The sequence below is a fragment of the Qipengyuania sp. NPDC077563 genome (assembly GCF_044901345.1).
In the GTDB taxonomy this organism is placed as follows: Bacteria; Pseudomonadota; Alphaproteobacteria; order Sphingomonadales; family Sphingomonadaceae; genus Qipengyuania; species Qipengyuania aestuarii.
Window position 1 is genome coordinate 81,716 of sequence record NZ_JBJDPC010000003.1, and the last position, 23,669, is coordinate 105,384.

Genomic DNA, 23,669 nt, shown 5'->3' on the forward strand with positions numbered 1-23,669 from the left:
GCCTAGCCTTCGCGCAAATCCGGCGGCGTCGCCTCTGTCTTCAGCATGGCAATCGCCTCATCAAGACTCATCACCTTCTGGTGCTGCTGGCCGAGCGTGCGAACCGCGACAGTGCCTTCTTCGGCTTCGCGATTGCCGACCACCAGCAGGTGCGGAACCTTGGCGACGGAATGTTCGCGCACCTTGTAATTGATCTTTTCGTTACGGAGATCGCTTTCCACGCGAATGCCGGCCGCTTCGAGCTTGGCGACCGCGTCCCTCGCGTAATCGTCCGCGTCGGACACGATCGTCGCGACCACCGCCTGCGTCGGAGCGAGCCAGACAGGCAGACGACCGGCGAAGTGCTCGATGAGGATGCCGATAAAGCGCTCGTACGATCCGAAGATCGCGCGGTGCAGCATGACCGGGCGATGTTTCTCGCCATCTTCGCCGATATAGCTTGCATCGAGGCGGTCGGGCAGGACGCGGTCGCCCTGAATCGTGCCGACCTGCCAGGTGCGGCCGATGGCGTCGGTCAGATGCCATTCGAGCTTGGGCGCGTAGAAAGCACCTTCTCCGGGCAATTCTTCCCAGCCGTAGTCCTCGTTCGCCATGCCCGCCTCGGCGACGGCATCGCGCAATTCCTGCTCGGCCTTGTCCCAGTCGGCCTCGCTTCCGAACCGTTTCTCTGGGCGCAGCGCCAGCTTGACCTCATAGGTGAAGCCGAAGTCCTTGTAGACGGCATCGGCCAGCCGGCAGAAGGCGCGAACCTCTTCGACCACCTGCTTCTCCGTGCAGAAGATATGCGCATCGTCCTGCGTGAACTGGCGAACGCGCATCAGCCCGTGGAGCGCGCCGTGCGGTTCATTGCGGTGACAGCAGCCCATTTCGCCCAGCCGGATCGGCAGGTCGCGATAAGAGGTGATACCCTGCTTGAAGACCAGCACGTGGGCCGGGCAGTTCATGGGCTTGATCGCCATCCAATCGGCATCGTCGGCGACCTTGGGCGATGCCCCCTGGCCATCGTTATCGTCACCCAGTCCGTCGACTTCGGGGACGATGTCGGGCACGGCGAACATATTCTCGGCATATTTGCCCCAATGGCCGGACTGCTCCCACTGGCGCACGTCCATCAACTGCGGCGTTTTGATTTCCTGATAGCCGGCGCCGTCCATCTTGCGGCGCATATAGGCTTCCAGCTCGCGCCAGATGCGATAGCCGTTGGGGTGCCAGAAGACGCTGCCATGCGCTTCTTCCTGCAGGTGGAAGAGATCCATCTCGCGCCCCAGCTTGCGATGGTCGCGCTTCGCGGCTTCTTCCAGCCGGGTAAGGTGCGCATTCAGCTGCTTCTTGTTCAGCCAGCCCGTGCCGTAGATGCGCGTGAGCTGCGCGTTCTTCTGGTCGCCGCGCCAGTATGCCCCGGCAACGCGCATCAGCTTGAAAGCCTGCGGGTCGAGCTTGCCCGTGCTTGAAAGATGCGGGCCGCGGCACATGTCCAGCCAGTCTTCACCGCTGCGATAGACGGTCAGTTCCTCGCCTTCGGGCAGTTCCTTTGCCCATTCGGCCTTGAAGACCTCGCCTTCGGATTCCCACTTTTCGATCAGCTGCTGGCGCGACCAGACTTCGCGGGTCAGCGGCTTGTCGGCCTTGATGATCCGGCGCATCTCCTCCTCGATCGCGGGCAGATCGTCCATGGAGAAAGGCTCGCGTGTGGCAGGCGCTTTCACATCGTAATAAAAGCCGTCGTCCGTCGCGGGACCAAAGGTGATCTGCGTGCCAGGAAAGAGCGACTGCACCGCTTCGGCCAGCACATGGGCAAAATCGTGGCGGGCGAGTTCGAGAGCGTCCTCTTCGTCGCGGGTGGTGACCAGCGCGAGTTCCGCATCGCCGTCAAAGGGCCGGTTGATGTCGCGCAGTTCGCCGTCCACACGCGCGGCGATGGCGGCTTTGGCGAGGCCCGGTCCGATCGCGGCGGCAACGTCGGCGGGCGTGCTGCCGGGTTCCATTTCGCGCACCGATCCATCGGGCAGGCTGATCTTAAGAAGTTCCGTCATCGTCTCATCCGTCTGGTTGCGAGGGTTTCCTGGTCCGGCCTCGACTTGAGGAGGCCCATGGCACAGGAAGCCACGCGCTTGAAGCGGCGTTTCAGGAGAATTTCGCGATTTCGGGAGGAAACGCCAGCCACCCGAAACCGGGTGGCGGTGCTTCGCTAAGCAGCGAGCAGCCGCCCCCGGAGCGCCGGGGTGGTGGTAGTTGTGAAGGTGCTGCGCGCCTGCATCATGGCCCTGCAGATAAGCGAGGCCGCGTGATTCCTCAAGCCGTGTCGAGGCGGCGCGCGCCGGCAAGGGTCGAAATGCGCTTGGTCCCGACCATGCCGGCACCTTTCTGCTTCACGCTGGAAAGGAAACGATATTCGCTGCTCGCGCTACCGGGGGTCAGTTCGACCGCCATATAGCCGCGCTGCGAACTGTCCATAAATTGGAGCTCAGAATTGCGCTCCACCATAGCCCTGGCGATGTCCTCAGGGGCAATCTGCGGGAGATAGCCCTCAAAGCCGGGAGAAGTGACCGAATGGCCGCCGAATTCGACCCCAACCTTCTGGCCACCGTGACCCAGGTCGAACGCCCAGGCATTATGTGTATCTCCCGCCAGGCTGATAAGATTGGCATCGGCATCGAGCGCGGCTTCGAACACCCTTGCACGCGCCGCCGGATACCCGTCCCATGCATCCATGTTGAGCGGTAATCCCGCTTCGCTGGCAAAGGCGCTGTTGCGAATTCTTTCTAGCACGTAATCGGGCACGCCGACGGAAAGCCGGTCATTGAGCGATGTTGCACTGCTGACCTTGCCCATCAGGACCTGCTGGACAAGCACCTGCCAGATCGTGCCTTCGCGGCGCGAACGTTTCAGCCCCTCGGCCAACCAGGCTTGCTGCCTTGTGCCGAGCACTTCTCGTGCCGGGTCGAGATAGGTGCCGTCGCGGAACGCCTCCAGACGGGCCACGGTGTCTTCGGGTGAGCCGCTGCCTTTGAGGATGCTGGTGTAATCGAATTGCTCCGCGCGGGCGGTGAGGCGGGTTTCCAAGCGGTAGAGGGTGGCCAGATCGCCCACCTGGTATTCGGCCCATGGCTCGTCCGAAACCGGCATCCACTCACGGTATGCCCGCATCGAAGCGGCCTTGCGCACCGACCATGACCCTTCGGTTTCCGGCTGGTGGTTCTGCGCGCCGCCTTCCCAGCTATCGTTTGTGCTTTCATGATCGTCCCAGCCGGCGATCATCGGGTAAAGCTGGTGCAGGCGCTGCAGGTCGCGATCGCTGCGATAGATCGCGAAACGGTTGCGATAGTCGGTCAGTGACACCGTTTCGCTCGGCGGAAGCACATTGCGCCCGGTAGCCGTCTGTTCCGCAGAAGGATAATTGCCGGCCGGATATTCGTAGAAATAATCGCCGAGATGCAAGGCGCAGTCGAAATCGCCTGCCTCCGCCGCGTGGGCATAGGCATTGAACCAGCCGAAGCCGATGTTGGAGCAGGAGAACACGGCCATCTTCCAGCTGGCTGCGCGACCTTCTGGCAAAGTGCGGGTCCGGCCGAGATCGGACATTGTTCCGTCCGGCGCCACGAAACGGAAATAATACCAGCGGCCTGGCTCCAGACCGGTCGCCCAGGCCTTGCAGCAGTAATCGTTGTCCGGGGACGCGCTCACCTCGCCCTCGGCGATGACCCGGCGGTTGGAATCGGCTTCCAGCACCTGCCAGGTAAGAGGCGTATCCTGCGCGGCCGCGAACCGGGTCCAGAGCAACACGCGATCACGGCCGGGTTCGCCGCTGGCCACGCCGTGGGTGAAGCCCTGCGAGGAGCGCCCGGTCTGCGCGATGGCAGGCGTCGCTGCAAGGCCAGCTCCGAGCACACCGCTTTTGAGCAAGGTGCGACGATCGAGTGCGGGCAGGCAGGCTGATTCAGGCGGCGCGGTGAGCGACATGGCTATCTCCTTTGCGCGCCGGATGACCGAAGCGCGTGGCAACTTCGTGACAAGCGATTTTTCAAAACACCAGAGTGAGCTTTACTTAATGGAAAGGGTGCTTGACATTCAAATTCCGATATGGCAAACACCCTTTACATAAGGAAAAGGAATCTTGCCATGAAACAGATTTACAAAAGCCTGCTTCTCGCGGCCGCCATGATAGGTGTGGGGCTTCTCGCCATCTTCGATATTGTCCCGGAAAAGGTAGCGCAGTTTGCGCCCCTTGCCCTTCTCGCAATGTTCCCTGGGGCATGGTTGGGCCGCGACCGTTGCTGCAACATTCTGGGACGGAGCAAGGCATGAGTGCGGACGCTGAAACGAGGTCGCGCCGTGCTAGTATGTGGGGCGGCCTATCGGTCGGCACTGCGGCTGCCATTCTCGGGCTAAAGTTCTCTGGCGCGATCGACAGATCCACGATTTATGTTCTCGCTATCATCCCACTGGTTCTGATGGTGCTCTGCTTTCGCGCTTCTCTTCAAGCGAGCAAAACGGCCAGCCGATCCAACCAGGCGGCAGTTCGGTACACGAAAGGAATCATGGCCAGTTCGCTCGCCTATTTGCTTGGGCTGGGTATTGCTCTTTCGGTCTGGCGTAATCTTGATCCTTCGACCGGATTCACATGGTTGCTCGCGATGCTACCGATCATCCCGATTTTCTGGATGATTTTTGTAATGGCTCGCTATCTTAAAGAAGAAAACGACGAATATCTGCGCTACCGGGCAATTATTGCCTCGCTCATTGGGCTTGGCTTTGTACTCGCCATCGGCAGCTTCTGGGGGTTTCTCGAGACCTTCGAACTTGTACCGCATGTTCCGGGTTGGTGGTCTGTCCCGATATGGGCTTTCGGTATGGGTATCGGCCAGGTGTGGCAGAGCAGGAGCGGTGAATGAACAATCGCCTCAAGGTCCTGCGCGCCGAACGCAACTGGAGCCAGCAGGACCTCGCCGACCAGCTGGAAGTCAGCCGCCAGAGCGTGAACGCGATCGAGAAGGGCCGCTACGATCCTTCCCTGCCGCTCGCATTCAGGATCGCCGACCTTTTCGAACTGGCCATCGAGGAGATCTTTTTGCGTGACTGAACACGATTTGTATCGACCTCGCTTGACTTGAACGATGCCTCCTTGGAATGTCGGTTCCGGACGGGAATACAACAGGCATTCGGCTACGGGGGTCGCTTTTATTTATGCATTACGAGAATAACGACGCCGACAGTGCGTTCGGATTCGACGGCAATTGGCAGGATTTCGCGAAAATCGCTCTGCCCAATCTTTTGCTCACCATCGTCACGCTGGGCATTTACCGCTTCTGGGCCACGACCCGCGAACGAAAATATCTGTGGGCCCATACTAGGTTCGTGGACGAACGGCTTGAATGGACCGGCAAGGGAATGGAGCTTTTCATCGGCTTCGTCCTCGTCATGCTGCTCTTCTTCCTGCCTTTCTCGCTCATCGGTATGGTGTCGGAAGCGCTGGTATTGCGGGGCCAGGAACTTTGGGCAGTGTTGCTTACTGCCGGATCGTTCTTTTTCATTCTGTATCTCACCGGCGTCGCCCAGTTCCGTGCCTTGCGGTACCGCATGTCTCGGACACGCTGGCGCGGCATCAGAGGTGGCAGCAATGACCAGGGCTTCAAGTTCGGCTGGTCCTATCTCTGGAAAACCATCGTCGGTCAGCTCCCCATGGGTCTGCTCGTGCCATGGTCCATGACCAGCCTTTGGAACGAGCGCTGGAACAAGATGAGCTTCGGCCCCTATCATTTCGATGCCGATGCCCAGTCGGGTGACATCTTCGGACGCTATCTCCTTTTCTATCTCGCGCCGATCCTCCTGTTTGTCGCCATGGCGATCGCAGCCGTCACGGGCGGCGGCATCGGTTTCGGGCTGGGCGGAGAAGCTGGCACGGGTGTCGGCGTGGGCCTCGGCATTGCCATCGCGCTCTTCGTATGGTTTTTCGCCCTCGGTCTGATCGCGGCGGCATTCTATGCCAAATATTTCCGCGAAGTCGTGGGATCGACGCGCTGGAAAGACCTCAGATTCGGCTTCGAAGCGTCGACTGCAGACTGGATCAAGCTGTATCTCGGCGACTTCGTCTTGGTGGTTCTGACCCTTGGCATCGGCTTCGTCTTCCTATCCTATCGCCACTGGAAGTTCTTCATCGTACACATGCAGGCAGACGGGAACATCCTGCTTGATGAACTGACGCAATCCACCACCAGGACCGCGAAGCATGGCGAAGGACTGCTCGACGCCTTCGACATGGGGGCGATCTGACATGAGCGAACCGGCATTCCAGAGCTTTGCCCAGTGGTATGACGGTCATACCGCCGTCAAGCATGAGGGCGAGGCAGTCTGGGATGGCGGCGGTCTGCTTCGGCTACGCGGAGCGAGCGGCAGTCTGGAAGTGCCTTTCGCCGATCTGGAGTTCGGTGAAGAGCGCCCTGGCGAAACCGTCTATCGCCGGGCAAGCGAACCCGATTTCCGCCTCATACTGCCTGCCGACCTGCCGCCCGGCCTTGCTTCGAAACTGCCCGAGCGGCAGACCTATGGCGCCTGGGTGGACAAGCTTGGCCTCGGCAAGGCATCTGCCATCTTCGCTACGCTCAGTGTGGCCGCTGTCGCGCTTTTCATGACCGCGCCCGAATGGCTCGGCCCGCGAATCCCGCAAAGCTGGGAGCGTAATCTTGGCGATGCGATGGTCGGAGATTTCGGCAACCGCCTGTGCCATACGCGCGATGGTGACCGAGCGCTGACCAAGCTCTTGGCCAAGGTCGATCCGGAACAGGAGAAAGTGCGGGCCGGTGTCGCCAATATCGGCATGGTCAATGCGGTTGCGTTGCCGGGCGGACAGGTCCTGCTGTTCGATGGGCTGGTGCAGGATGCCGAAAGCCCCGAAGAGCTGGCCGGCGTGCTGGGCCACGAAGTCGGTCATGTCCGCGAACGGCACGTCATGACCGCTCTCCTGCGGCAGTTCGGGCTGACCATCCTTCTGTCCGGCGCGAATACAACGGTGGGCGACACGATGTTTGGCCTGGCGGCGATGGGATATTCGCGCGACGCCGAACGCGAAGCGGATGAATATTCGCGCGAGCGCATGGCCGAGAGCCGGATTTCGCCGCTGGGTGCGGCCCGCTTCTTCGAACGCCTGGGCGGGGATGACGAAGCCGATGAGGAAGGGCTGACCGGCTGGGTGTCCAGCCATCCCGGGCCGGCCGAACGCGCCAAGGCCTATCGCGCCGCAGCGCGCGGGAAGACGTTCGAGCCGGTTCTGACCGCCGCGGAGTTTCAGGCACTGAAAGACATGTGCAAACAGGATCCGGATGTAGAGAGCTTCGATCTCTTCTTCTGAGCGTTTCCCCTGCAGGGTTGCATCCCCAACCCTTCGCCACGACATGTCCTGTCGATGAGCGACGTACAATTCCACTCCATGGCAGATGGACGCCGGATCGCCTTCCGGCTTAGCGAGGGCGAGGGCCCCGCGCTGGTCTTCCTGCCCGGTTACATGTCCGACATGGACGGCAGCAAGGCTACCGCCCTGTTCGACTGGGCGCGTGGGCACGGCCGGGCTTGCCTCCTGCTCGACTATTCGGGCTGCGGGCGCAGCGACGGCGATTTTGCCGATGGATCCCTGTCGACATGGCGGGACGAGGTGCTGACCCTGATCGACGCGCGCATCGCTGGCCAGGTGGTACTGGTCGGGTCTTCGATGGGCGGCTGGCTCATGCTGCTGGCCGCACTTAAGCTCGGCGAACGGCTGGCCGGCATGATTGGCATCGCTGCCGCGCCGGACTTCACCGACTGGGGTTATTCCGCCGAACATAAAGAACAGCTGGCATCGGGCGCGGTGGTGCGGGAAGAAAATCCCTATGGCCCCGAGCCAACGCCGACATATCCGCGCTTCTTCGCCGATGGCCAGGCGCTGCGCCGTCTGGACGAAACGATTGAGATCGCGGCGCCCACACACCTGCTGCACGGCCAGCGCGATGCCGATGTGCCCTGGCAGATCAGCCAGCGGTTGGCCGAGGCGCTGCGTTCGGATGCTGTTCAACTTACCCTGATCAAGGATGGCGACCACCGGCTTTCGCGGCCGCAGGATATCGCCCTGCTGCTGCGAACAGTCGAAGGCCTTTTGCAACAGCTGGAAACCACGTGACCAATCTCCTTACCCCCCTCGCCCTGATGCTTATGCAGGTCGGGCTCAATCCCGCTGCGGGCGGGATGCCCGGCGTGCCTGAAGAATTGCGGGACCGGCCGCCGAGAGAGAAGGCTGGGACGAACAGCGAGGCAGGCGCGCTTACCAAGTGCCTGCAGCAGACGAACAGCGATCCGCAGCGAGCGCTCGACACGGCCCAGCGCTGGCGGGAGACGGCAGACAGCGATCTCGGCCTTGCGCAGAGCGCCCATTGCCTCGGCCTCGCCATGGTCAAGCTTGGCCGGATGAACGAAGCGCGGCAGGCTTTCGAACTGGCCAGCGCGGAAGCTCCCGCAGACAATCTGGCCTATTCGGCGCGGCTTGCCGCAATGGCGGGTAACGCAGCCGTTGCCGAAGGAGAGATCGAAGCTGCCCTCCCGCTGCTCGACCGCGCAGGAGGCATGGCGCTGGCCGCAGACGAAGGACCTTTGGCAGCCAGCCTTCGCGTAGATCTTGCCCGCATTCTCGTGCGCGCAGACCGCCAGGAAGATGCTGCCGCCGCTCTTGCCGAGGCGCGTGAAGCCGACGAAAGCAATGCCGAAGCCTGGCTGCTTTCAGCGACCCTTTCGCGCCGGCTACAGCGTTTAGGCGAGGCCCAGTCGCAGATCGAGCGCGCCGCGCTGCTGGATCCGCGCAACCCTCAGGTCGGACTTGAAGCCGGGGTAATCGCCGCCATGTCGGGTCGCGAAGCCGATGCAATCGCGAGCTTTTCTTCGGTCCTCGAAGTCGCGCCGGACAGCCCCGAGGCTCAGCGGGCGCAAGGCTATCTCGACCAGCTAAGGAAACCATCTCCAGAATGACCGCATATTCCGTCCTCGATCTCGTCCCTGTCCGCGAAGGCAGCACCCTCACCGAAAGCTTCGAGGCCGCCGTCGCTCTGGCGCAAGGGGCCGAAGAGGCGGGCTGCAAACGGTATTGGGTGGCTGAACATCACGCGATGGAAGGTATTGCGGGCGGCGCGACTTCGGTAGTGCTGGCTCATATCGGCAATGCGACCGACAGTATCCGCATCGGTTCGGGCGGGATCATGCTGCCCAATCACACGCCGTTTCAGATTGCCGAGCAATTCGGGACGCTCGACGCACTCTTCCCGGGCCGGATCGACCTGGGCCTGGGCCGCGCCCCGGGGGCCGGACCGGAATTGCAGCGGGCGCTGCGCAAAGACCTTCACCGGGCGGCGGAAACCTTCCCGCAGGACGTCGTCGAACTGCAGGATTTCATGGCCGGCGATACCGCGGTCCATCCCACGCCTGGTCTTGGCGCAAGGCCCGAATTCTGGATGCTGGGATCGAGCCTGTTCGGGGCGCAGCTCGCTGCACGGCTGGGCATGCCCTACGCATTTGCCAGCCACTTCGCGCCCGACCATCTCGATAATGCACTGGCAATCTACCGCCGGGATTTCCAGCCGAGCGAAACCTGCGAGAAGCCGCATGTGATGGCCGCGATGAACCTGTTCTGCGCCGAAACCGAGGATGAAGCCCATACGCTGGGAACTTCGCAGATGCAGGCTTTCGTCGCATTGCGCACCGGGCGTCCTTCGAAGCTCAAGCCGCCGGTGGAAGGCTATCGCGCGCATCTGCCGCCCCCAGCGGCCGCGATGCTCGACCACATCGGACAGGCGAGCGCGATCGGGACGCCTCAGCAATGTGCAGAGGCCGTCAACCGGTTCGCCGAACGCACCCATGCCGATGAGATCATCTTTGCAGGCCCGACCTTCGACCCGCAGGCTCGCATCGACAGCCTGAAGCTGGCGCTGGATGCGCTGGCCTGATTGGCCGCGCTGACGCTACGTCCGTGGTTCATGCATAGGTTTGCGAAAATGCATGTTCAGTGCCTTGCCCTTGCTGGGCAACGGGCCTAATCGCGGCGTCTGATCGATACCGGGTGAAGACTCGGATGTTTCAAGGCGCGGCAAGTTTTCGCGTCATATTTGAGAGGCCCCATGGGTTCCAAAACCGATTCGAAGCCCGCTACCGTTCCTGCCAACCAGATTGAGGCGCTTGTCCAGCACATGCGCGATTCCATGCTGCCCGGCGATACGCCGTTCAGCCCGGAGGGAATGAAGGACGCAGCCGAATATGTCGCTGCGACGGCGCAGCAACGCAAGTTCGGCGATGTTGCGATGCGGATCGAGTCGGTGACGGAAGGGCATCGCTATACGCGCATCGCCATCGTCAATGACGACATGCCGTTTCTGGTGGATTCGACCGCCAACGCGATCTCGGCGCTGGGCATCGCGATCGATCGTCTCGTCCATCCGGTCGTCCCGGTAGCCCGGGCCAAGGATGGCACGCTCAGCCAGATCCATGAGGGCGAGCCTGACGACGCCTATTGGGAATCGATGATCTATCTCGAGACCGCGCGTGTCGATGCCAAGCAGCGCCGCGCTCTCGAAGAAGAGCTGCAGACGACGCTGGCCGATGTGCGCGCCGCGGTACAGGATTGGGCCAAGCTTCAGGAACAGATGAAAGCCGATGCCGCCTCCATCGACGACGATGAGGGCAGCGCGCTTCTGGAATGGCTTGAGTCGGGCATGCTGACGCAGCTCGGCCATGTCGTGCGGCTGCGCGACGGGAGCCAGCAGGACCCGCTGGGCATCTGCCGCGCAGGCGAGCCCGAATTGCTTGTGGACAGCAGCTTCGAACGCGCGTTCGCCTGGTTCGAAAAGGGCGGCAATCAGCGCACGCCGCTGATCATCAAGGCCAACCACATTTCACGCGTGCACCGCCATGTGCCGCTCGACCTGTTCATCGTGCCGCGCCGTGAAGGCAAGAAGGTCACTGCCCTGTCGGTCCACGCCGGCGTCTGGACCAGTGCCGCCCTGGCTGCGCCGCCACGTGCTGTCCCCATCCTGCGCGAACGGGTCGATCGCATCCGCGACCGCCTGAATTTCGACGAGGGCGGCCATGCGGGCAAGGCGCTGGTTCATGCGATGACCACGCTGCCGCACGATCTCCTGATCGGTTTTAGCGAAGAGGATTGCGAACGCGTCGCCACCACCATGATGGCGCTGGTCGATCGTCCGCGTCCGCGCCTCTCGCTGGTCGAAGCGCCCCTGGCCCGTCACCTGTTTGCATTCGTGTGGTTGCCGCGCGACATGCTGGCGACGCAGGTCCGGTTGCAGATCAAGTCGCTGCTGGAAGACAACGCTGCGGCACGCTTGCTCGACTGGAGCCTGGAAGTCGAAGGCGGCAATCTCGCCATGCTGCGCTTCGTGCTCGACATTCGCGACGGGGCCAAATCGCCCGACGAAGCGCTGCTTGAACAGCAGTTGCAGACCCTCCTGCGCGGCTGGAGCGAAGCGGTCGAGAACGAACTTGGCACGATGGTCGAAAGCGGACGCGCAGCTGCGCTGGCGATCCGGTTCGCCGAACATTTTCCCACCGCCTTCCGCGCGCGCTTCGGCCCGCGCGAGGCCGCAGAAGACATTGCGCGGCTGCGCGGCCTGGGCATCCACGCCGATGATGCGGAAGAGGACGCCAACAACGCGCCGCAGCGCGGTGCCCGGCTGTATCTTTCAGAGCGGGATGGCCCATCCAACCTGCACCTCAAGCTGTACCAGTCCGAAGGCAGCCTGCCGCTATCGGACGCCGTGCCCGTGCTGGAAAACTTCGGGTTCCACGTACAGGCCGAAATGCCCACTGTTCTGAATGAAGGAAAGCTGGGCACCATCCACGATTTCGCGCTCGAACTGGCGCCGGGCGTTGATGCGGGCGATTTGTTCGAACGTTCGGAGACGATCGAAGAGGCAATAGCCGCCGTCCTCAATGGCCATGCCGAAAACGATGTCTTCAACCGCCTGGTCACCGAAGCCGGGCTGGATGCCGCCCATGCGGACTGGCTGCGCGCCTTTTATCGTTACCTGCGCCAGACGGGCATGGGCTTCACCATCTACACGGTGGTCGACGCGCTAGCCAAGAATGCCGACATCACCCGTGCGCTGATCGATCTTTTCACCGCCCGCCATGATCCCGCCTTCAAGGGCGACCGGGAAGGCGCGGTCGACGATGCGCGCAATGTGATCAAGCGCGGCCTGTCCAAGGTCAAGGCGATCAATGACGACCGCCTGCTGCGGCTCTACAACGCATTGATCGATGCTATCCTGCGCACAAATTCCTTCGCTCCGGCGGCGAACGAGGCGCTGGCATTCAAGATCGACAGTTCGCTGGTGCCCAACCTGCCCAAGCCGATTCCCTGGCGCGAAATCTTCGTCTATTCGCGCAGGGTCGAAGGCATTCATTTGCGGGCCGGCCCTGTCGCCCGCGGCGGCCTGCGCTGGTCGGACCGGCGCGACGATTTCCGCACCGAAATTCTCGGTCTCATGAAAGCCCAGCGGGTGAAGAACGCCGTGATCGTCCCAACCGGGGCGAAAGGCGGCTTCTATCCCAAGCAATTGCCCGATCCAGCGATTGACCGCGATGGCTGGGCGGCAGAAGGCCAGGCCAGCTACGAAGTCTTCATCCGTACGCTGCTGTCGATCACCGACAATATCGTCGACGACAAGGTGGTACATCCTGACGGTGTGGTCATCACCGATGGCGAGGACCCCTATTTCGTGGTCGCCGCCGACAAGGGCACCGCACGCTTTTCCGACGTGGCCAATGCGATCGCGGAATCGAAGGATTTCTGGCTCGACGATGCCTTCGCATCGGGCGGCTCCAAGGGATATGACCATAAAGCCATGGGCATTACCGCCAAGGGCGCGTGGGTCAGTGTCCAGCGCCACTTCCTCGAGAAGGGCATCGACGTCCAGACCGACCCGATCCAGGTCGTGGGCTGCGGCGACATGTCGGGCGACGTGTTCGGGAACGGCATGCTGCTGTCCAAGGCGATCAAGCTCGTGGCGGCGTTCGATCACCGTCATATCTTCCTCGATCCCGATCCCGATCCTGCGGCAAGCTGGAAAGAGCGGTCGCGCATGTTCGACCTTCCGCGGTCGAGCTGGGAGGATTACGATGCCGATCTTATCTCGCGCGGCGGCGGCGTCTATTCGCGCGACGCGAAAACCATCAAGCTGTCGAAGGCGATGCAGAAGGTCCTCGACCTCGACGTCTCGGAAATCGAACCCGATGTGCTTATTTCCGGCATTCTTAAGGCTCCGGTCGATTTGATCTGGTTCGGCGGTATCGGAACATACATCAAGTCGAGCGCCGAGAATAACGTGCAGGTCGGCGATCCCGCCAACGATCCTTTGCGGGTCGACGGCAAGGAAGTGCGCGCGAAGGTTATCGGCGAAGGCGCCAATCTTGGCGTCACGCAGGCCGGGCGGATCGAGTATTCGCAGAATGGCGGCCGCTGCAACACCGACTTCATCGATAACTCCGCCGGGGTCGATTGCTCGGATAACGAGGTCAACATCAAGATCGCCCTCGCGGCGGCCAAGCGCGCGGGGAAGCTGACCGAGCCCAAGCGGGTCGAACTGCTCGAGGAAATGACCGACGAGGTCTCCGCGCTGGTGCTGGAAGACAACCGCCTGCAGGCGCTTGCCATTTCCATCGCCGAAATCGGCGGCGAACGAGCGATGGCGTCGCAGCTGCACCTGATCGAGACGCTGGAAGCCGGCGGGAATCTGGATCGCCGGACCGAAGGGCTGGCCGACAACCAGACGCTGCAGCGGCGCGCCACCGACGGTATCGGCCTGACCCGGCCCGAACTGGCCGTGCTGCTATCCTCCACCAAGCTGGTGCTGCAGGACGCGATCGAGGCGAGCGACCTGCCCGACGATCCGATCCTGGAAGGCCTGCTGATGCGCAGCTTCCCCGAACCGATGCGCAAGAAGTTCCGAACCCAGATCGAAAATCACCGGCTGCGCCGCGAAATCATCGCAACCAAGCTCGCCAATGCGATCGTCAACCGGATGGGCATGGTGCATCCGTTCGAGCTCGCCGAAGAAGAAGGTGTCGAACTTTCGGAAGTGGCGGCAGCCTTCGTCGCCGTCGCGCATCTGTTCGACCTCAGCACTCTCTGGGCGGAAATCGATCTCGCCGAGATGGAGGAAAGCGGGCGTCTGGTGCTGTTCGACCGTCTGGCCGCAGCCACGGGCAATCTGATGTCCGATGTGCTCCGCACGGCTGGCGGGCGCGTCCAGCCCGCAGCCATGGTCGCCGAACTCGGCGAAGGGGTGAAGGTCCTCGTCGAATCTTCCGAGCAATTGCTTGGTGCCGAACTGAAGACCCAGTCGCTGAAATTGCGTGAAGTCTTCACCACCGCCGGCGCGCCCGACGACCTTGCCGTCAAGGTGACCAATACCTTCGACCTCGACGGGTCGGTCGGCCTGGCGAAGCTCGCCGCCGATACGGACATCGGGCCCAAGATGGTCACGCAGGGCTTCTCCGATCTCGGGGCCATGCTCGGGATCGACTGGGCGCAGAGCACGGCGGCGAAGATGAACCCTTCGGACGTCTGGGAACGGCTGCTGACATCGGGCCTTGCCCGGGACTTCCAGCAGATGCGGCTCGAACTCTTGCGCCGCCTTGCGCGCAGGAAAGATGCCAAGACCGATATGCCGGGCGTCGTCGAGAACTGGGCGGAAGACCATGAAACCGCGATCCGCCAGTTCCGCACCATGGTGGACCGGGCGCAGGCGCAGACCCCTGTCGCGCCTGCGATGCTGGCCCAGGTGGCAAGCATGGCACGCAACCTGCTGGCCCGGTGAAACGGCCCGCAAGGCTTGACCCGACCGGCAATTGAGGCCAGCCCTCCCGCGCATGGAGCACTATGATGTCGTCATCGTGGGGTCGGGCCATAGCGGCGCGCAGGCTGCTATAGCGCTGCGGCAGGCTGGTCACGAGGAGCCCATCCTCATGATCAGCCGCGACCGCAACCCGCCGTACGAGCGCCCGCCGCTGTCGAAGGAATATCTCGCCGGCGAAAAGCCCTTCGAGAAAATCCTTATCCGGCCCGAGCAATTCTGGGCCGACCGGAACGTGACCCTGCGCCTTGGCTGCAATGTCAACGAAGTCGACTGGATGCGGCATGTGCTGACCCTGTCGGACGACAGCAGCCTGTCCTACCGGAAGCTGATCTGGGCCGGCGGCGGCGACGCGCGGCGGCTCGATTGTCCGGGCGCGGACCTTGCGGGCATCCATACCATCCGCAACCGGCGCGATACCGATACGCTCAAGAGCGAACTCGCCGCGGGTGCCAGACGAGCCGTTGTGGTGGGCGGCGGCTATATCGGGCTGGAAGGCGCTGCTGTTCTGCGCAAGCTGGGCTGCGAGGTCATGGTCGTGGAAATGCAGGACCGCCTGCTGGCCCGCGTCGCCGGGCCGGACATTTCCGACTTCTATCTGGCCGAACACCGCGCACAGGGCGTGGAAGTCCGCCTAGAGACCGGAGTCGACCGGATCGAAGGAGACGGCGAGAAGGTCACCGGCGTCACCCTTTCGACAGGGGAGACGATCGCATGCGAGATCGTGATCGTCGGGATCGGCATCGTGCCATCGGTCGGACCGCTGATCGCGGCGGGGGCGGCAGGCAGCAACGGGGTCGATGTCGACACATACGGCCGCACCTCGCTCGACGATATCTACGCCATCGGCGACTGCGCCGCACATCCCAATCCCTATGCCGACAATGCGGTGATCCGGCTCGAGTCGGTCCAGAACGCCAACGACATGGCCAGCGTCGCTGCAAAAAGCATCATGGGCGAACGGGAAAGCTATGATGCCGTGCCGTGGTTCTGGTCGAACCAGTATGACCTGCGGCTGCAGACGGTGGGCATCTCGAACGGCTATGATCAGGCCGTGCTGCGCGGCACGCCGTCGGATCGCAAGTTCAGCCTGATCTATCTCAGGGAAGGCCGGGTGATCGCGCTAGATTGCGTGAACAATACCCGCGATTATGCGCAGGGGCGCAAACTGGTCGCCAATGGTGCAGAGATCGATCCGGACCTGCTGGCGGATACCGAAATCGCGCTCAAGGAGATGGGCTGAGCCGCTCGGCGGCCCATGCGGCTGCATCGGCGACTGCGGGATCGGGATCGGCTTTCAGCCGCTCCACCTGCGGCTTCAGCGCTGCATTGCCGCTGTTACCGGCCGCATACAGGCAGTTGCGCACGAACCGGTCGCGCCCGACGCGCTTGATCGGCGAGCCTGAAAAGAACTGCCGGAACCCGGCATCGTCGAACACGAGGAAGCGCGCGAGCTGCGGCGCGGCAAGCTCCTCTCGCGGGGCCAGCTTCATATGGCGATGCGCGGTGTCGGCGAATTTGTTCCAGGGGCACACGGCGAGGCAATCGTCGCAGCCATAGATCCGGTTGCCGAGGCTGGCGCGGAACTCCTCTGGGATGGGGCCCTTGTGCTCGATCGTGAGATAGGAAATGCAGCGCCGCGCATCGAGATGATAGGGCTGCGGAAAGGCATTGGTCGGGCAGGCATCCTGGCAGTCGCGGCAGCTTCCGCACAGGTCGCGATGCGGCGGATCGGGCGCGAATTCGATGGTCGAATAGATCGCCCCGAGAAACAGCCAGCTGCCATGCGCGCGGCTCACCAGATTGGTATGCTTGCCCTGCCAGCCCAACCCCGCGGCCTGCCCCAGCGGTTTCTCCATCACCGGCGCAGTATCGACGAAAACCTTGAGGTCGCTGTCCGGTTCGCGCGCAATCAGCCAGCGGGCGAGCGCCTTCAGCGCCTTCTTCACCACATCGTGATAATCGCGCCCTTGGGCATAGACGGATATGCGGGCCTTCTCCTCGTCACCCTCCAGCGCGAGCGGATCGACATCGGGGGCATAGCTCATGCCAAATGCAATGACGCTTTTCGCCTCAGGCCACAGCCCCTGCGGCGAGGCGCGCTGGACCTTGCGGCTTTCCATCCATTCCATCGACCCGTGGCGGCCCTCGGCCAGCCATTCCTCGAACCGCGCCGTGCGCAGGGGATCCTCCACCGCCGAGGTGAAACCGCAGGCGGCAAAACCCAGCGCGCGCGCCTCTTGCCTCAGCGCATGCTGCAATTCTTCCAGTGACGCGGTCTTAACCAAACTTGCTGTTGCTCCCGTTCATCCCGCGAGGGTAGGTCACACTCCACATTGGGGAGTTCGATGGACGCGATGTCGCGAAACGACGATCAATACAACAGTACCCTTGCGATAGAAGCGCGCGGGCTGGTCAAGCGTTTCGACGATACGCTGGCGGTCGACGGGGTCGATATATCCGTCCCCGAAGGCGCGATCTACGGCATCCTCGGCCCGAATGGCGCGGGCAAGACGACCACGCTGCGCATGCTGCTGGGCATCATCGACCCCGATGAGGGCGTGCGCCGTGTCTTCGGCCATGACCGGCCGCACGAGATCGCGAAATGGATCGGCTATCTGCCTGAGGAACGCGGGCTTTACCCCGCGATGAAATGCGATGAAGCGATCGCTTTCATGGGCGCCTTGCGCGGCCTGTCGCTGGACGAAGGGCGCAGGCGCGGGCGCGAGCTGATGGAAGGGCACGGCCTGTCCCATGCGATAGACCGGCAGATCCGGCAATTGTCGAAGGGCATGGCGCAGACCGTCCAGCTACTGGGCACGCTGGTGCATCGCCCCCGGCTGGTGGTGTTCGACGAACCTTTCAGCGGGCTCGACGCAATCAACCAGGGCAAGCTGGAGGTGATGATCCGCGAACTTGCCGACAGCGGCACGACAGTAATCTTCTCCACCCATGTGATCCACCATGCCGAACGGCTGTGCAACGATGTGGCGATCATCGCCGGCGGGCGCGTGCCCTATGCCGGGTCGGTGGACGCCGCGCGCGACCGCATTCCCGCGCAGGTCCGGCTGGAAACGCACCGGGCGGATGGCGACTGGCGCGCGGCCCTGCCCGCCGACGCCCGCCACGATGCCAAGCAGGGCGGCGGACATTTCTGGTATTTCCCCATGCCCGAAGGCGGGATCGAGGCGCTCTTGCGGCGACTGATCGACGGCGAGGCGGGCATATTGTCGCTTTCGATCGAACGCGCCGGCCTGCACGATGCCTTCGTGGAAATCGCGGGCGAGGCCGCCGCCCGCGCCATGCAAGACCCCGCAGCAGGAGAACCCGCATGAGCGCCGATGCCAGCCGCCTGCCGCTGTGGCGTGCCGCCCTTGTCATCGCGCGCCGCGATTTCGGCGCGATCCTTTTCTCCAAGGCTTTCCTGTTCTTCCTGCTTGGCCCGGTCTTCTTCGCCGCGATCAGCTTTGCCGCCGGTGCGCTGGGCGCCAAGGCAGTGGAAAGCGCCGCGCCGCCCAAACTGGCGGTCATGCTGGACGATGCCGGAAGCTCGGCCTTCGTCGCCGCGCATGAGCGACTGAAGGATTCGATCAGCCTGCCCGGGATCGAGCGCGTGCCCGCAACGGGTGATACCGCGCCTACAGCGCTGCTGGGCGATGGCTCGCGCAATTTCGGCGCCGTGCTCACCGGAACGCTGGAGCGGCCTGAACTCACGGGCACGCCCGAACGGATCGAAAGCTGGCGCGGCGAAGTCGCATTGCTCAGCGCTCAGGCAAGCAGCGGAGGCGCGGCAGCCATGCCCGAAGTGGCGCTGAAACCGACACGCTCCAGCGTCGCCAATACCCGCAGCTCGCAGACTGCCACAGCCACCGGCGCGATCACCCTACTGTTCCTTCTGACCATGCTGCTGGCCGGCATGGTGCTGTCCAATCTGGTGGAGGAAAAGGCGAACAAGATCATCGAGATCCTGGCCGCCGCCATTCCGATGGACGCCGTTTTCTACGGCAAGCTGTTCGCCATGCTGGCGGTCAGTTTCGTGGGCATCGCCGTGTGGGGCAGCATCGGCGCAGTGATCTTCGCGCTGGGCAAATCGGCCTTCGGGCCGCTGCCCGAACCGGCGGTCGGCTGGCCCCTCTTCACCGCGCTGTTCGTGATCTATTTCGCAATGGCCTACCTCCTCATCGGCTCGGTCTTCCTGACTATCGGATCAATGGCGCCTACCGTGCGCGATGTGCAGACGCTGTCGATGCCGGCCACCATTCTCCAGCTGGCGGTGTTTTTCCTCGCCACCTATTCGATGAGCGATCCCGGCTCGGGTCCGGAGATCTTCGCCGTGCTGTTCCCGGTCTCCTCGCCCTATGCGATGGTCGCCCGCGCGGCGCAGTCTCCGGTTCTATGGACCCATGCGCTAGCGCTGGCATGGCAGATCCTGTGGGTAGCGATCTTCGTAAAAACCGGGGCGACACTCTTCCGCCGCAAGGTCATGAAATCGGGCAAGGCCGGGGGCAAACGGGCAAAACGCCGCGGCCTCGTGCGGCGATAGCACGCGCCGCCTCTCTCCCGCCCGCTTGCGCGCAAGACATGGGTTCGCTTTTGCAACGCACTATTGACAGCTGTGTAAGTTAGGGCAGGATGCCGGGCGAGAGAGGATAGCGGCAGCGCCTCGCTGTCGCCACGAGGAGAGAGCCATGGCCACCGCCGCCGCCAGCCGCCCCGAATGCCGCACATCGCCTACGGCCTATGCCGCGCTGAAGCAGCATTTCGACGAGCACCCCGAGCAGCGGCTGCACCATCCGCACAAATGGGATGTGTCCCGCAGCGATATCTACGCCGACAACACCTGGCAGCCGATCTTCCGCGAAATGCGCGAGGCAGGTCCGCTTCACTACATCCCCGAAAGCCCATTCGGCCCCTATTGGGCGGTCGTCCAGCACAAGGCGATCCAGCATATCGAGGCACTGCCGGAACTGTTTTCGTCGAGCTGGGAATATGGCGGCATCACCATTCTCAACCGCCTGAGCGAGGAGGAAATCGCTCAGAGCGGCGGCGAGCGGCGCGAACTGCCCATGTTCATCGCCATGGACCGGCCCGAACATACCGGCCAGCGCCGTACCGTGGCGCCCAAGTTCACCCCCAGCGGCATGGCCGAAATGGAAGGGGATATCCGCGCCCGCACCGGCGAACTGCTCGATTCGCTGCCCCGCGGCGAGGTGTTCGACTGGGTCGACAAGGTCTCGATCGAACTGACCACGGGCATGCTGGCGATCCTGTTCGGCTTCCCGTGGGAGGATCGCCGCCTACTGACGCTGTGGTCCGACTGGGCAGGCGATACCGAACTCGCCACCGTCCGCGGCTTGGACGAAATGCGCTGGGGCTTCCTCCACGAAATGGCGGCTTATTTCCAGTCGCTGTGGATGGAACGCGCGCAGGATAAAGAGCCGGGCGACGATCTCATCTCGATGATGATCCATTCCGAGGCGATGAGTCAGATGCGGCCCGAGGAATTCATGGGCAATCTGGTGCTGCTGATCGTCGGCGGCAACGACACGACCCGCAATTCGATGAGCGGGATTATCTACCAGCTCGACAAGAACCCGGACCAGCGCGAACTGTTCGAACGGCAGCCCGACCTCATCCCCAATGCGGTGCAGGAAATCCTGCGCATGCAGACGCCGCTGGCGCATATGCGGCGGACCTGCACTGAAGATACCGAGGTCTTCGGGCAGCAGATCAAACAGGGCGACAAGGTCGTGCTGTGGTATCTGTCCGCCAATCGCGACGAGCAGGTCTTCGACAATCCCGACAAGCTCGATATCGAGCGGGAGAATGCGCGCCGGCACATCGCGTTCGGCTATGGCATCCATCGCTGCGTCGGGGCGCGGCTGGCGGAATTGCAGCTGCGGGTGCTGCTGGAAGAAATGCACAAGCGGCGGCTGCGGGTGCATGTGAAGGGCGAGATCGAGCGCGTACGCGCCAATTTCGTGCACGGGTTTCGCAAGCTCGAGGTAGAGCTATCGGAGTTCTGAGCCCCGGAAAGCCCCGGTTCAGCCACTCTATGATATAAGGCTAATATGACCATGAAGCCTGAACACACCCAGACGCGCCGCGGCCTACTCGGCTGGATCGGTGCCACCGCCAGTTTCGTCGCCCTCAGTGCCTGTGGATCGGGCCGGGCAGAGGCGAAAAGCTATCCCGTCTCGATGAGCGAGGCGCAGTGGCGCAAGAAGCTGACCAGCGCGGAATTCAGCGTATTGCGCAAGGAATCGACCGAACGGCCCTATTCCTCGCCGCTCAACAAGGAAAAGCGCAGCGGTACCTATGTCTGCGCCGGCTGCGGCAACCGGCTGTATTCGTCGAAGACCAAGTTCGAATCGGGCACCGGCTGGCCCAGCTTCTCGGCCCCGATCGACAAGGGAGCCGTGGGCACCGCCACCGATTACAAGATCGGCTATCCGCGCACCGAAGTGCATTGCGCCGATTGCGGCGGGCACCTGGGCCATATCTTCAAGGACGGGCCGAAACCCACCGGCAAGCGTCACTGCATCAATGGCGTGGCGATGGACTTCGTCCCGGTCTGATGCCCGGTCTGAGGAAGGACGCGGTAGACGGCAAATTCAGGCGCCTGTCCTACATCGACTGGCTCCAGCCATGTTGGCGTATCGCCGCGGATGAGTGCTGCCGCGAGGCCGTCCGGATTTACAGACTTGTATAGCGATGTTTCGATGACATCAGTACAAAGCGCCAGATAGGCAGCATTGTGGCGACGGATTATTGCCTGCGCCCTCTCGGGCGCCCCAGTAAAACCATTGAGCACGTCGGCCATCGCTCGCTCCGACCGATGATGGCTGGTCGCCACCACCGAATGCTGAGTGTCGAGCAACACTTGAGGCCCGATATCGAGGGGCGTGAAGATTGTGGAAGCAGGCAACGCGTTGAGGAGGCTTACTTGATCCTGCACCCGGCATTCGGCCGCCCCCAGCTCTGCGCCGCCGCGATCGGCATCTTGCGCTGCGGGAGCAAAAGAAGATACGAATTGCAATGGAGCCACCGGGACGAGAATGACTGTAAATAGCGCTGCGAACCCTAATTTTCCGATCATGCTTTCTGTTCTGCGAAGCTTCATCAGAAGGACCGAAGCTAGCCAGGCAATTGGAATAGTTGCAATGGCTGCAGCAAAAATGAGCGAGCGCGAGACAAGCAAAGCAAGGCCTGAGGCTGCAACGAGGACGCAAAGATACTCTGCCCACCATAATCGCGCCCAGCCCTGCGACCGCATCCACAGGGCCACCACGGCGCCGCTGGCGGCCGCTATCGGAATTATCGCGCTTAAAATGTATTCACTGGACTGCCGCCAAAGGGGCTGCCCTTCCAGTACCTGACGATACCAAAGAGCATCGACAACCGGATCCAGTTGAGCAAATGGCGTTGCGAGGCACTTGGGAGAGATGAGGGCGAAGATTCCCAAGGCAGCGCCGCCGACAAATGCAAATAAAAGGAGGACGATAGGCGTTCGCGGTTGAGGAACGGCTGAAATCACCCAGGTTCCACCGGCCGCCATGAGGAAGAATGCTATGTGCGCCGGAGAAATAGCATCACAATATTCAAGCAGTGATAGCCCTCGCGTCGCGAGATAAAAGAGGGTTATCCCGCCTGAAAGAGCCTGCATGTATGACACCAACCAACGCTGCCGCTCCTCTGCGTGCCACCAGCGCAAAAAAAGCACACTCCCGAAAGCACCAGCCATGGGTAGCAGCTCGACCGAAACGCTCACGCCGAACGCCATCGCCAGGCCTGCCACCCAGCCACCTTTCCTCGCATCACGCCAGCTTATCGCCCAAAGTGCGAGCATGACGCTGAAGATTTGCCAGCCATGATGGTCGATCCGCATAGGACGGTATTGAAACAAAATCGCGGGCACAAATCCGCACGATAGGATCGCGAATACAGCCACCCGGGCACCGAGCAAGCGCCATGCCAGCCGACCGATCATCGCGGCGGTAAGGCCAAAGGTGAGCATCGGCACGCCGATGAGCGCGACCTGCTCCGCGGCGTCCTGACCAAACAGCGGACTTGTGAGCGCGATGACTGCTAAAATCGGGAGGTCGACGAGCCTCGACCAATGCGTCGGTGTCCCCAAGGGTGGATCGATGCGGTATTGGGTCGGATCGAACCAAGCCTGTCCGGCTAGGAGGTCGCGAACCTGTACCAACCGAAGGATATCGTCAGGGTCAGGAAACTGGCGTTCACGTAATTGACCAAGGCTCGACAAAAGAAGGATAGCCACGACTGCCATCCAGGCAAAAAAGAGCTGCCTCCCTGGAAATTGCCCCGGTCCTTCGTGCCGATCTTCGGTCATGTCAAAGCCCAGAGCGAAAGACGATGCGGCTGCGCAAGAGCCAAGTTGCGGAAAAGCTGAGCGCAATAGCAACCAGTTTGGCGGCTAGAGGATCCACACCCACCGCGTCACCAGCACCTACGATAGTTGCAGTAAGGGCCAGTCCCACCATGGCGGAGGCGACAAATAGGGCCTTCTGACGAGTGCGGTATGCACCGTCTACCGCTACTTTATTGGTAAAGACAGTGCGGCTCGATAGGAGCCAGTGAATGACGATTCCGACAGAATAAGCAGCCGCAGAGGCCGCAATGGGAGGCGTTAGCAGAAATATCAGGATCGAGAATATGCTCATATCCGCCGCCAAGGCGGCGATACTTGCCAGGCCATAGCGGAACAGGCGTATCTGTTGCAGCCGATAGATGATGGCGGTCATGCCCTGCCCCCCTTGCACGTTT

At 62.4% G+C, this 23,669-nt stretch carries 19 protein-coding genes; 14 read left to right on the top strand and 5 right to left on the bottom strand.

Annotation, left to right across the window (positions count from 1 at the left end):
- Nucleotides 1-2 precede the first annotated feature (2 nt).
- Together thrS and ACI2I1_RS11445 are read right to left on the bottom strand one after the other, a co-directional pair.
- On the bottom strand, nucleotides 3-2,033 hold the full coding sequence (gene thrS / locus ACI2I1_RS11440) for a threonine--tRNA ligase (protein WP_404679232.1): 2,031 nt from the start codon (nucleotides 2,031-2,033) through the stop codon (nucleotides 3-5).
- A gap of 259 nt (nucleotides 2,034-2,292) precedes the next feature.
- Nucleotides 2,293-3,960, bottom strand: a complete 1,668-nt coding sequence (locus tag ACI2I1_RS11445) for an alkaline phosphatase D family protein (RefSeq protein ID WP_404679233.1) — start codon at nucleotides 3,958-3,960, stop codon at nucleotides 2,293-2,295.
- A gap of 159 nt (nucleotides 3,961-4,119) precedes the next feature.
- Between ACI2I1_RS11445 and ACI2I1_RS11450 the strand changes: the two genes are divergently transcribed.
- The 10 genes from ACI2I1_RS11450 to ACI2I1_RS11495 all read left to right on the top strand — a co-directional run bounded on the left by ACI2I1_RS11450 (nucleotide 4,120) and on the right by ACI2I1_RS11495 (nucleotide 16,122).
- Nucleotides 4,120-4,305 (top strand): hypothetical protein, encoded by a 186-nt coding sequence (locus ACI2I1_RS11450; protein WP_404679234.1) that lies wholly within the window; start codon nucleotides 4,120-4,122, stop codon nucleotides 4,303-4,305.
- Nucleotides 4,302-4,892, top strand: a complete 591-nt coding sequence (locus tag ACI2I1_RS11455) for a hypothetical protein (RefSeq protein ID WP_404679235.1) — start codon at nucleotides 4,302-4,304, stop codon at nucleotides 4,890-4,892. Before ACI2I1_RS11450 ends, ACI2I1_RS11455 begins: the two co-directional genes overlap by 4 nt.
- Nucleotides 4,889-5,080: a helix-turn-helix transcriptional regulator gene (locus ACI2I1_RS11460; protein ID WP_221544022.1), complete on the top strand. Its 192-nt coding sequence runs from the start codon at nucleotides 4,889-4,891 to the stop codon at nucleotides 5,078-5,080. The genes ACI2I1_RS11455 and ACI2I1_RS11460 overlap by 4 nt, the downstream gene beginning before the upstream one ends.
- Nucleotides 5,081-5,184: 104 nt before the next feature.
- The gene (locus tag ACI2I1_RS11465; RefSeq protein ID WP_404679236.1) at nucleotides 5,185-6,270 is read left to right on the top strand and encodes a YjgN family protein; all 1,086 of its coding nucleotides are present in this window, start codon (nucleotides 5,185-5,187) and stop codon (nucleotides 6,268-6,270) included.
- Between the two features lies 1 nt (nucleotide 6,271).
- The gene (locus ACI2I1_RS11470) at nucleotides 6,272-7,345 is read left to right on the top strand and encodes a M48 family metallopeptidase (RefSeq protein ID WP_404679237.1); all 1,074 of its coding nucleotides are present in this window, start codon (nucleotides 6,272-6,274) and stop codon (nucleotides 7,343-7,345) included.
- A 54-nt stretch (nucleotides 7,346-7,399) separates the two neighbouring features.
- Complete coding sequence (locus ACI2I1_RS11475; protein WP_404679238.1) at nucleotides 7,400-8,149, top strand: alpha/beta fold hydrolase; 750 nt, start codon at nucleotides 7,400-7,402, stop codon at nucleotides 8,147-8,149.
- On the top strand, nucleotides 8,146-8,988 hold the full coding sequence (locus ACI2I1_RS11480) for a tetratricopeptide repeat protein (protein ID WP_404679239.1): 843 nt from the start codon (nucleotides 8,146-8,148) through the stop codon (nucleotides 8,986-8,988). The genes ACI2I1_RS11475 and ACI2I1_RS11480 overlap by 4 nt, the downstream gene beginning before the upstream one ends.
- Entirely contained in the window at nucleotides 8,985-9,959 is a 975-nt protein-coding gene (locus ACI2I1_RS11485; protein ID WP_404679240.1) for an LLM class flavin-dependent oxidoreductase, read from the top strand. Before ACI2I1_RS11480 ends, ACI2I1_RS11485 begins: the two co-directional genes overlap by 4 nt.
- A 171-nt stretch (nucleotides 9,960-10,130) precedes the next feature.
- Complete coding sequence (locus ACI2I1_RS11490) at nucleotides 10,131-14,843, top strand: NAD-glutamate dehydrogenase (RefSeq protein ID WP_404679241.1); 4,713 nt, start codon at nucleotides 10,131-10,133, stop codon at nucleotides 14,841-14,843.
- Between the two features lie 52 nt (nucleotides 14,844-14,895).
- Nucleotides 14,896-16,122 carry an NAD(P)/FAD-dependent oxidoreductase gene (locus ACI2I1_RS11495; protein ID WP_404679242.1) on the top strand — a complete coding sequence of 409 codons (1,227 nt, stop codon included), beginning with the start codon at nucleotides 14,896-14,898 and terminating at the stop codon, nucleotides 16,120-16,122.
- On the opposite strand, the gene queG is transcribed toward ACI2I1_RS11495, so the two are convergent.
- A complete protein-coding gene (queG, locus tag ACI2I1_RS11500) occupies nucleotides 16,106-17,167 on the bottom strand; it encodes a tRNA epoxyqueuosine(34) reductase QueG (protein WP_404679243.1) in 1,062 nt (353 codons plus the stop codon). The two genes, ACI2I1_RS11495 and queG, sit on opposite strands and share 17 nt — an antisense overlap.
- 69 nt (nucleotides 17,168-17,236) lie before the next feature.
- On the opposite strand from queG, the gene ACI2I1_RS11505 reads away from it, so the two are divergent.
- The 4 genes from ACI2I1_RS11505 (at nucleotide 17,237) to msrB (ending at nucleotide 21,457) form a co-directional block, all read left to right on the top strand.
- A complete protein-coding gene (locus ACI2I1_RS11505) occupies nucleotides 17,237-18,214 on the top strand; it encodes an ABC transporter ATP-binding protein (protein ID WP_404679244.1) in 978 nt (325 codons plus the stop codon).
- Entirely contained in the window at nucleotides 18,211-19,422 is a 1,212-nt protein-coding gene (locus ACI2I1_RS11510; protein ID WP_404679245.1) for an ABC transporter permease, read from the top strand. The genes ACI2I1_RS11505 and ACI2I1_RS11510 overlap by 4 nt, the downstream gene beginning before the upstream one ends.
- A gap of 145 nt (nucleotides 19,423-19,567) precedes the next feature.
- Complete coding sequence (locus ACI2I1_RS11515; RefSeq protein WP_404679246.1) at nucleotides 19,568-20,905, top strand: cytochrome P450; 1,338 nt, start codon at nucleotides 19,568-19,570, stop codon at nucleotides 20,903-20,905.
- Between the two features lie 51 nt (nucleotides 20,906-20,956).
- Complete coding sequence (msrB, locus tag ACI2I1_RS11520) at nucleotides 20,957-21,457, top strand: peptide-methionine (R)-S-oxide reductase MsrB (protein WP_404679247.1); 501 nt, start codon at nucleotides 20,957-20,959, stop codon at nucleotides 21,455-21,457.
- On the opposite strand, the gene ACI2I1_RS11525 is transcribed toward msrB, so the two are convergent.
- Together ACI2I1_RS11525 and ACI2I1_RS11530 are read right to left on the bottom strand one after the other, a co-directional pair.
- A complete protein-coding gene (locus ACI2I1_RS11525; RefSeq protein ID WP_404679248.1) occupies nucleotides 21,415-23,235 on the bottom strand; it encodes a hypothetical protein in 1,821 nt (606 codons plus the stop codon). The two genes, msrB and ACI2I1_RS11525, sit on opposite strands and share 43 nt — an antisense overlap.
- Nucleotide 23,236: 1 nt before the next feature.
- The gene (locus tag ACI2I1_RS11530) at nucleotides 23,237-23,647 is read right to left on the bottom strand and encodes a GtrA family protein (protein WP_404679249.1); all 411 of its coding nucleotides are present in this window, start codon (nucleotides 23,645-23,647) and stop codon (nucleotides 23,237-23,239) included.
- Nucleotides 23,648-23,669 lie beyond the last annotated feature (22 nt).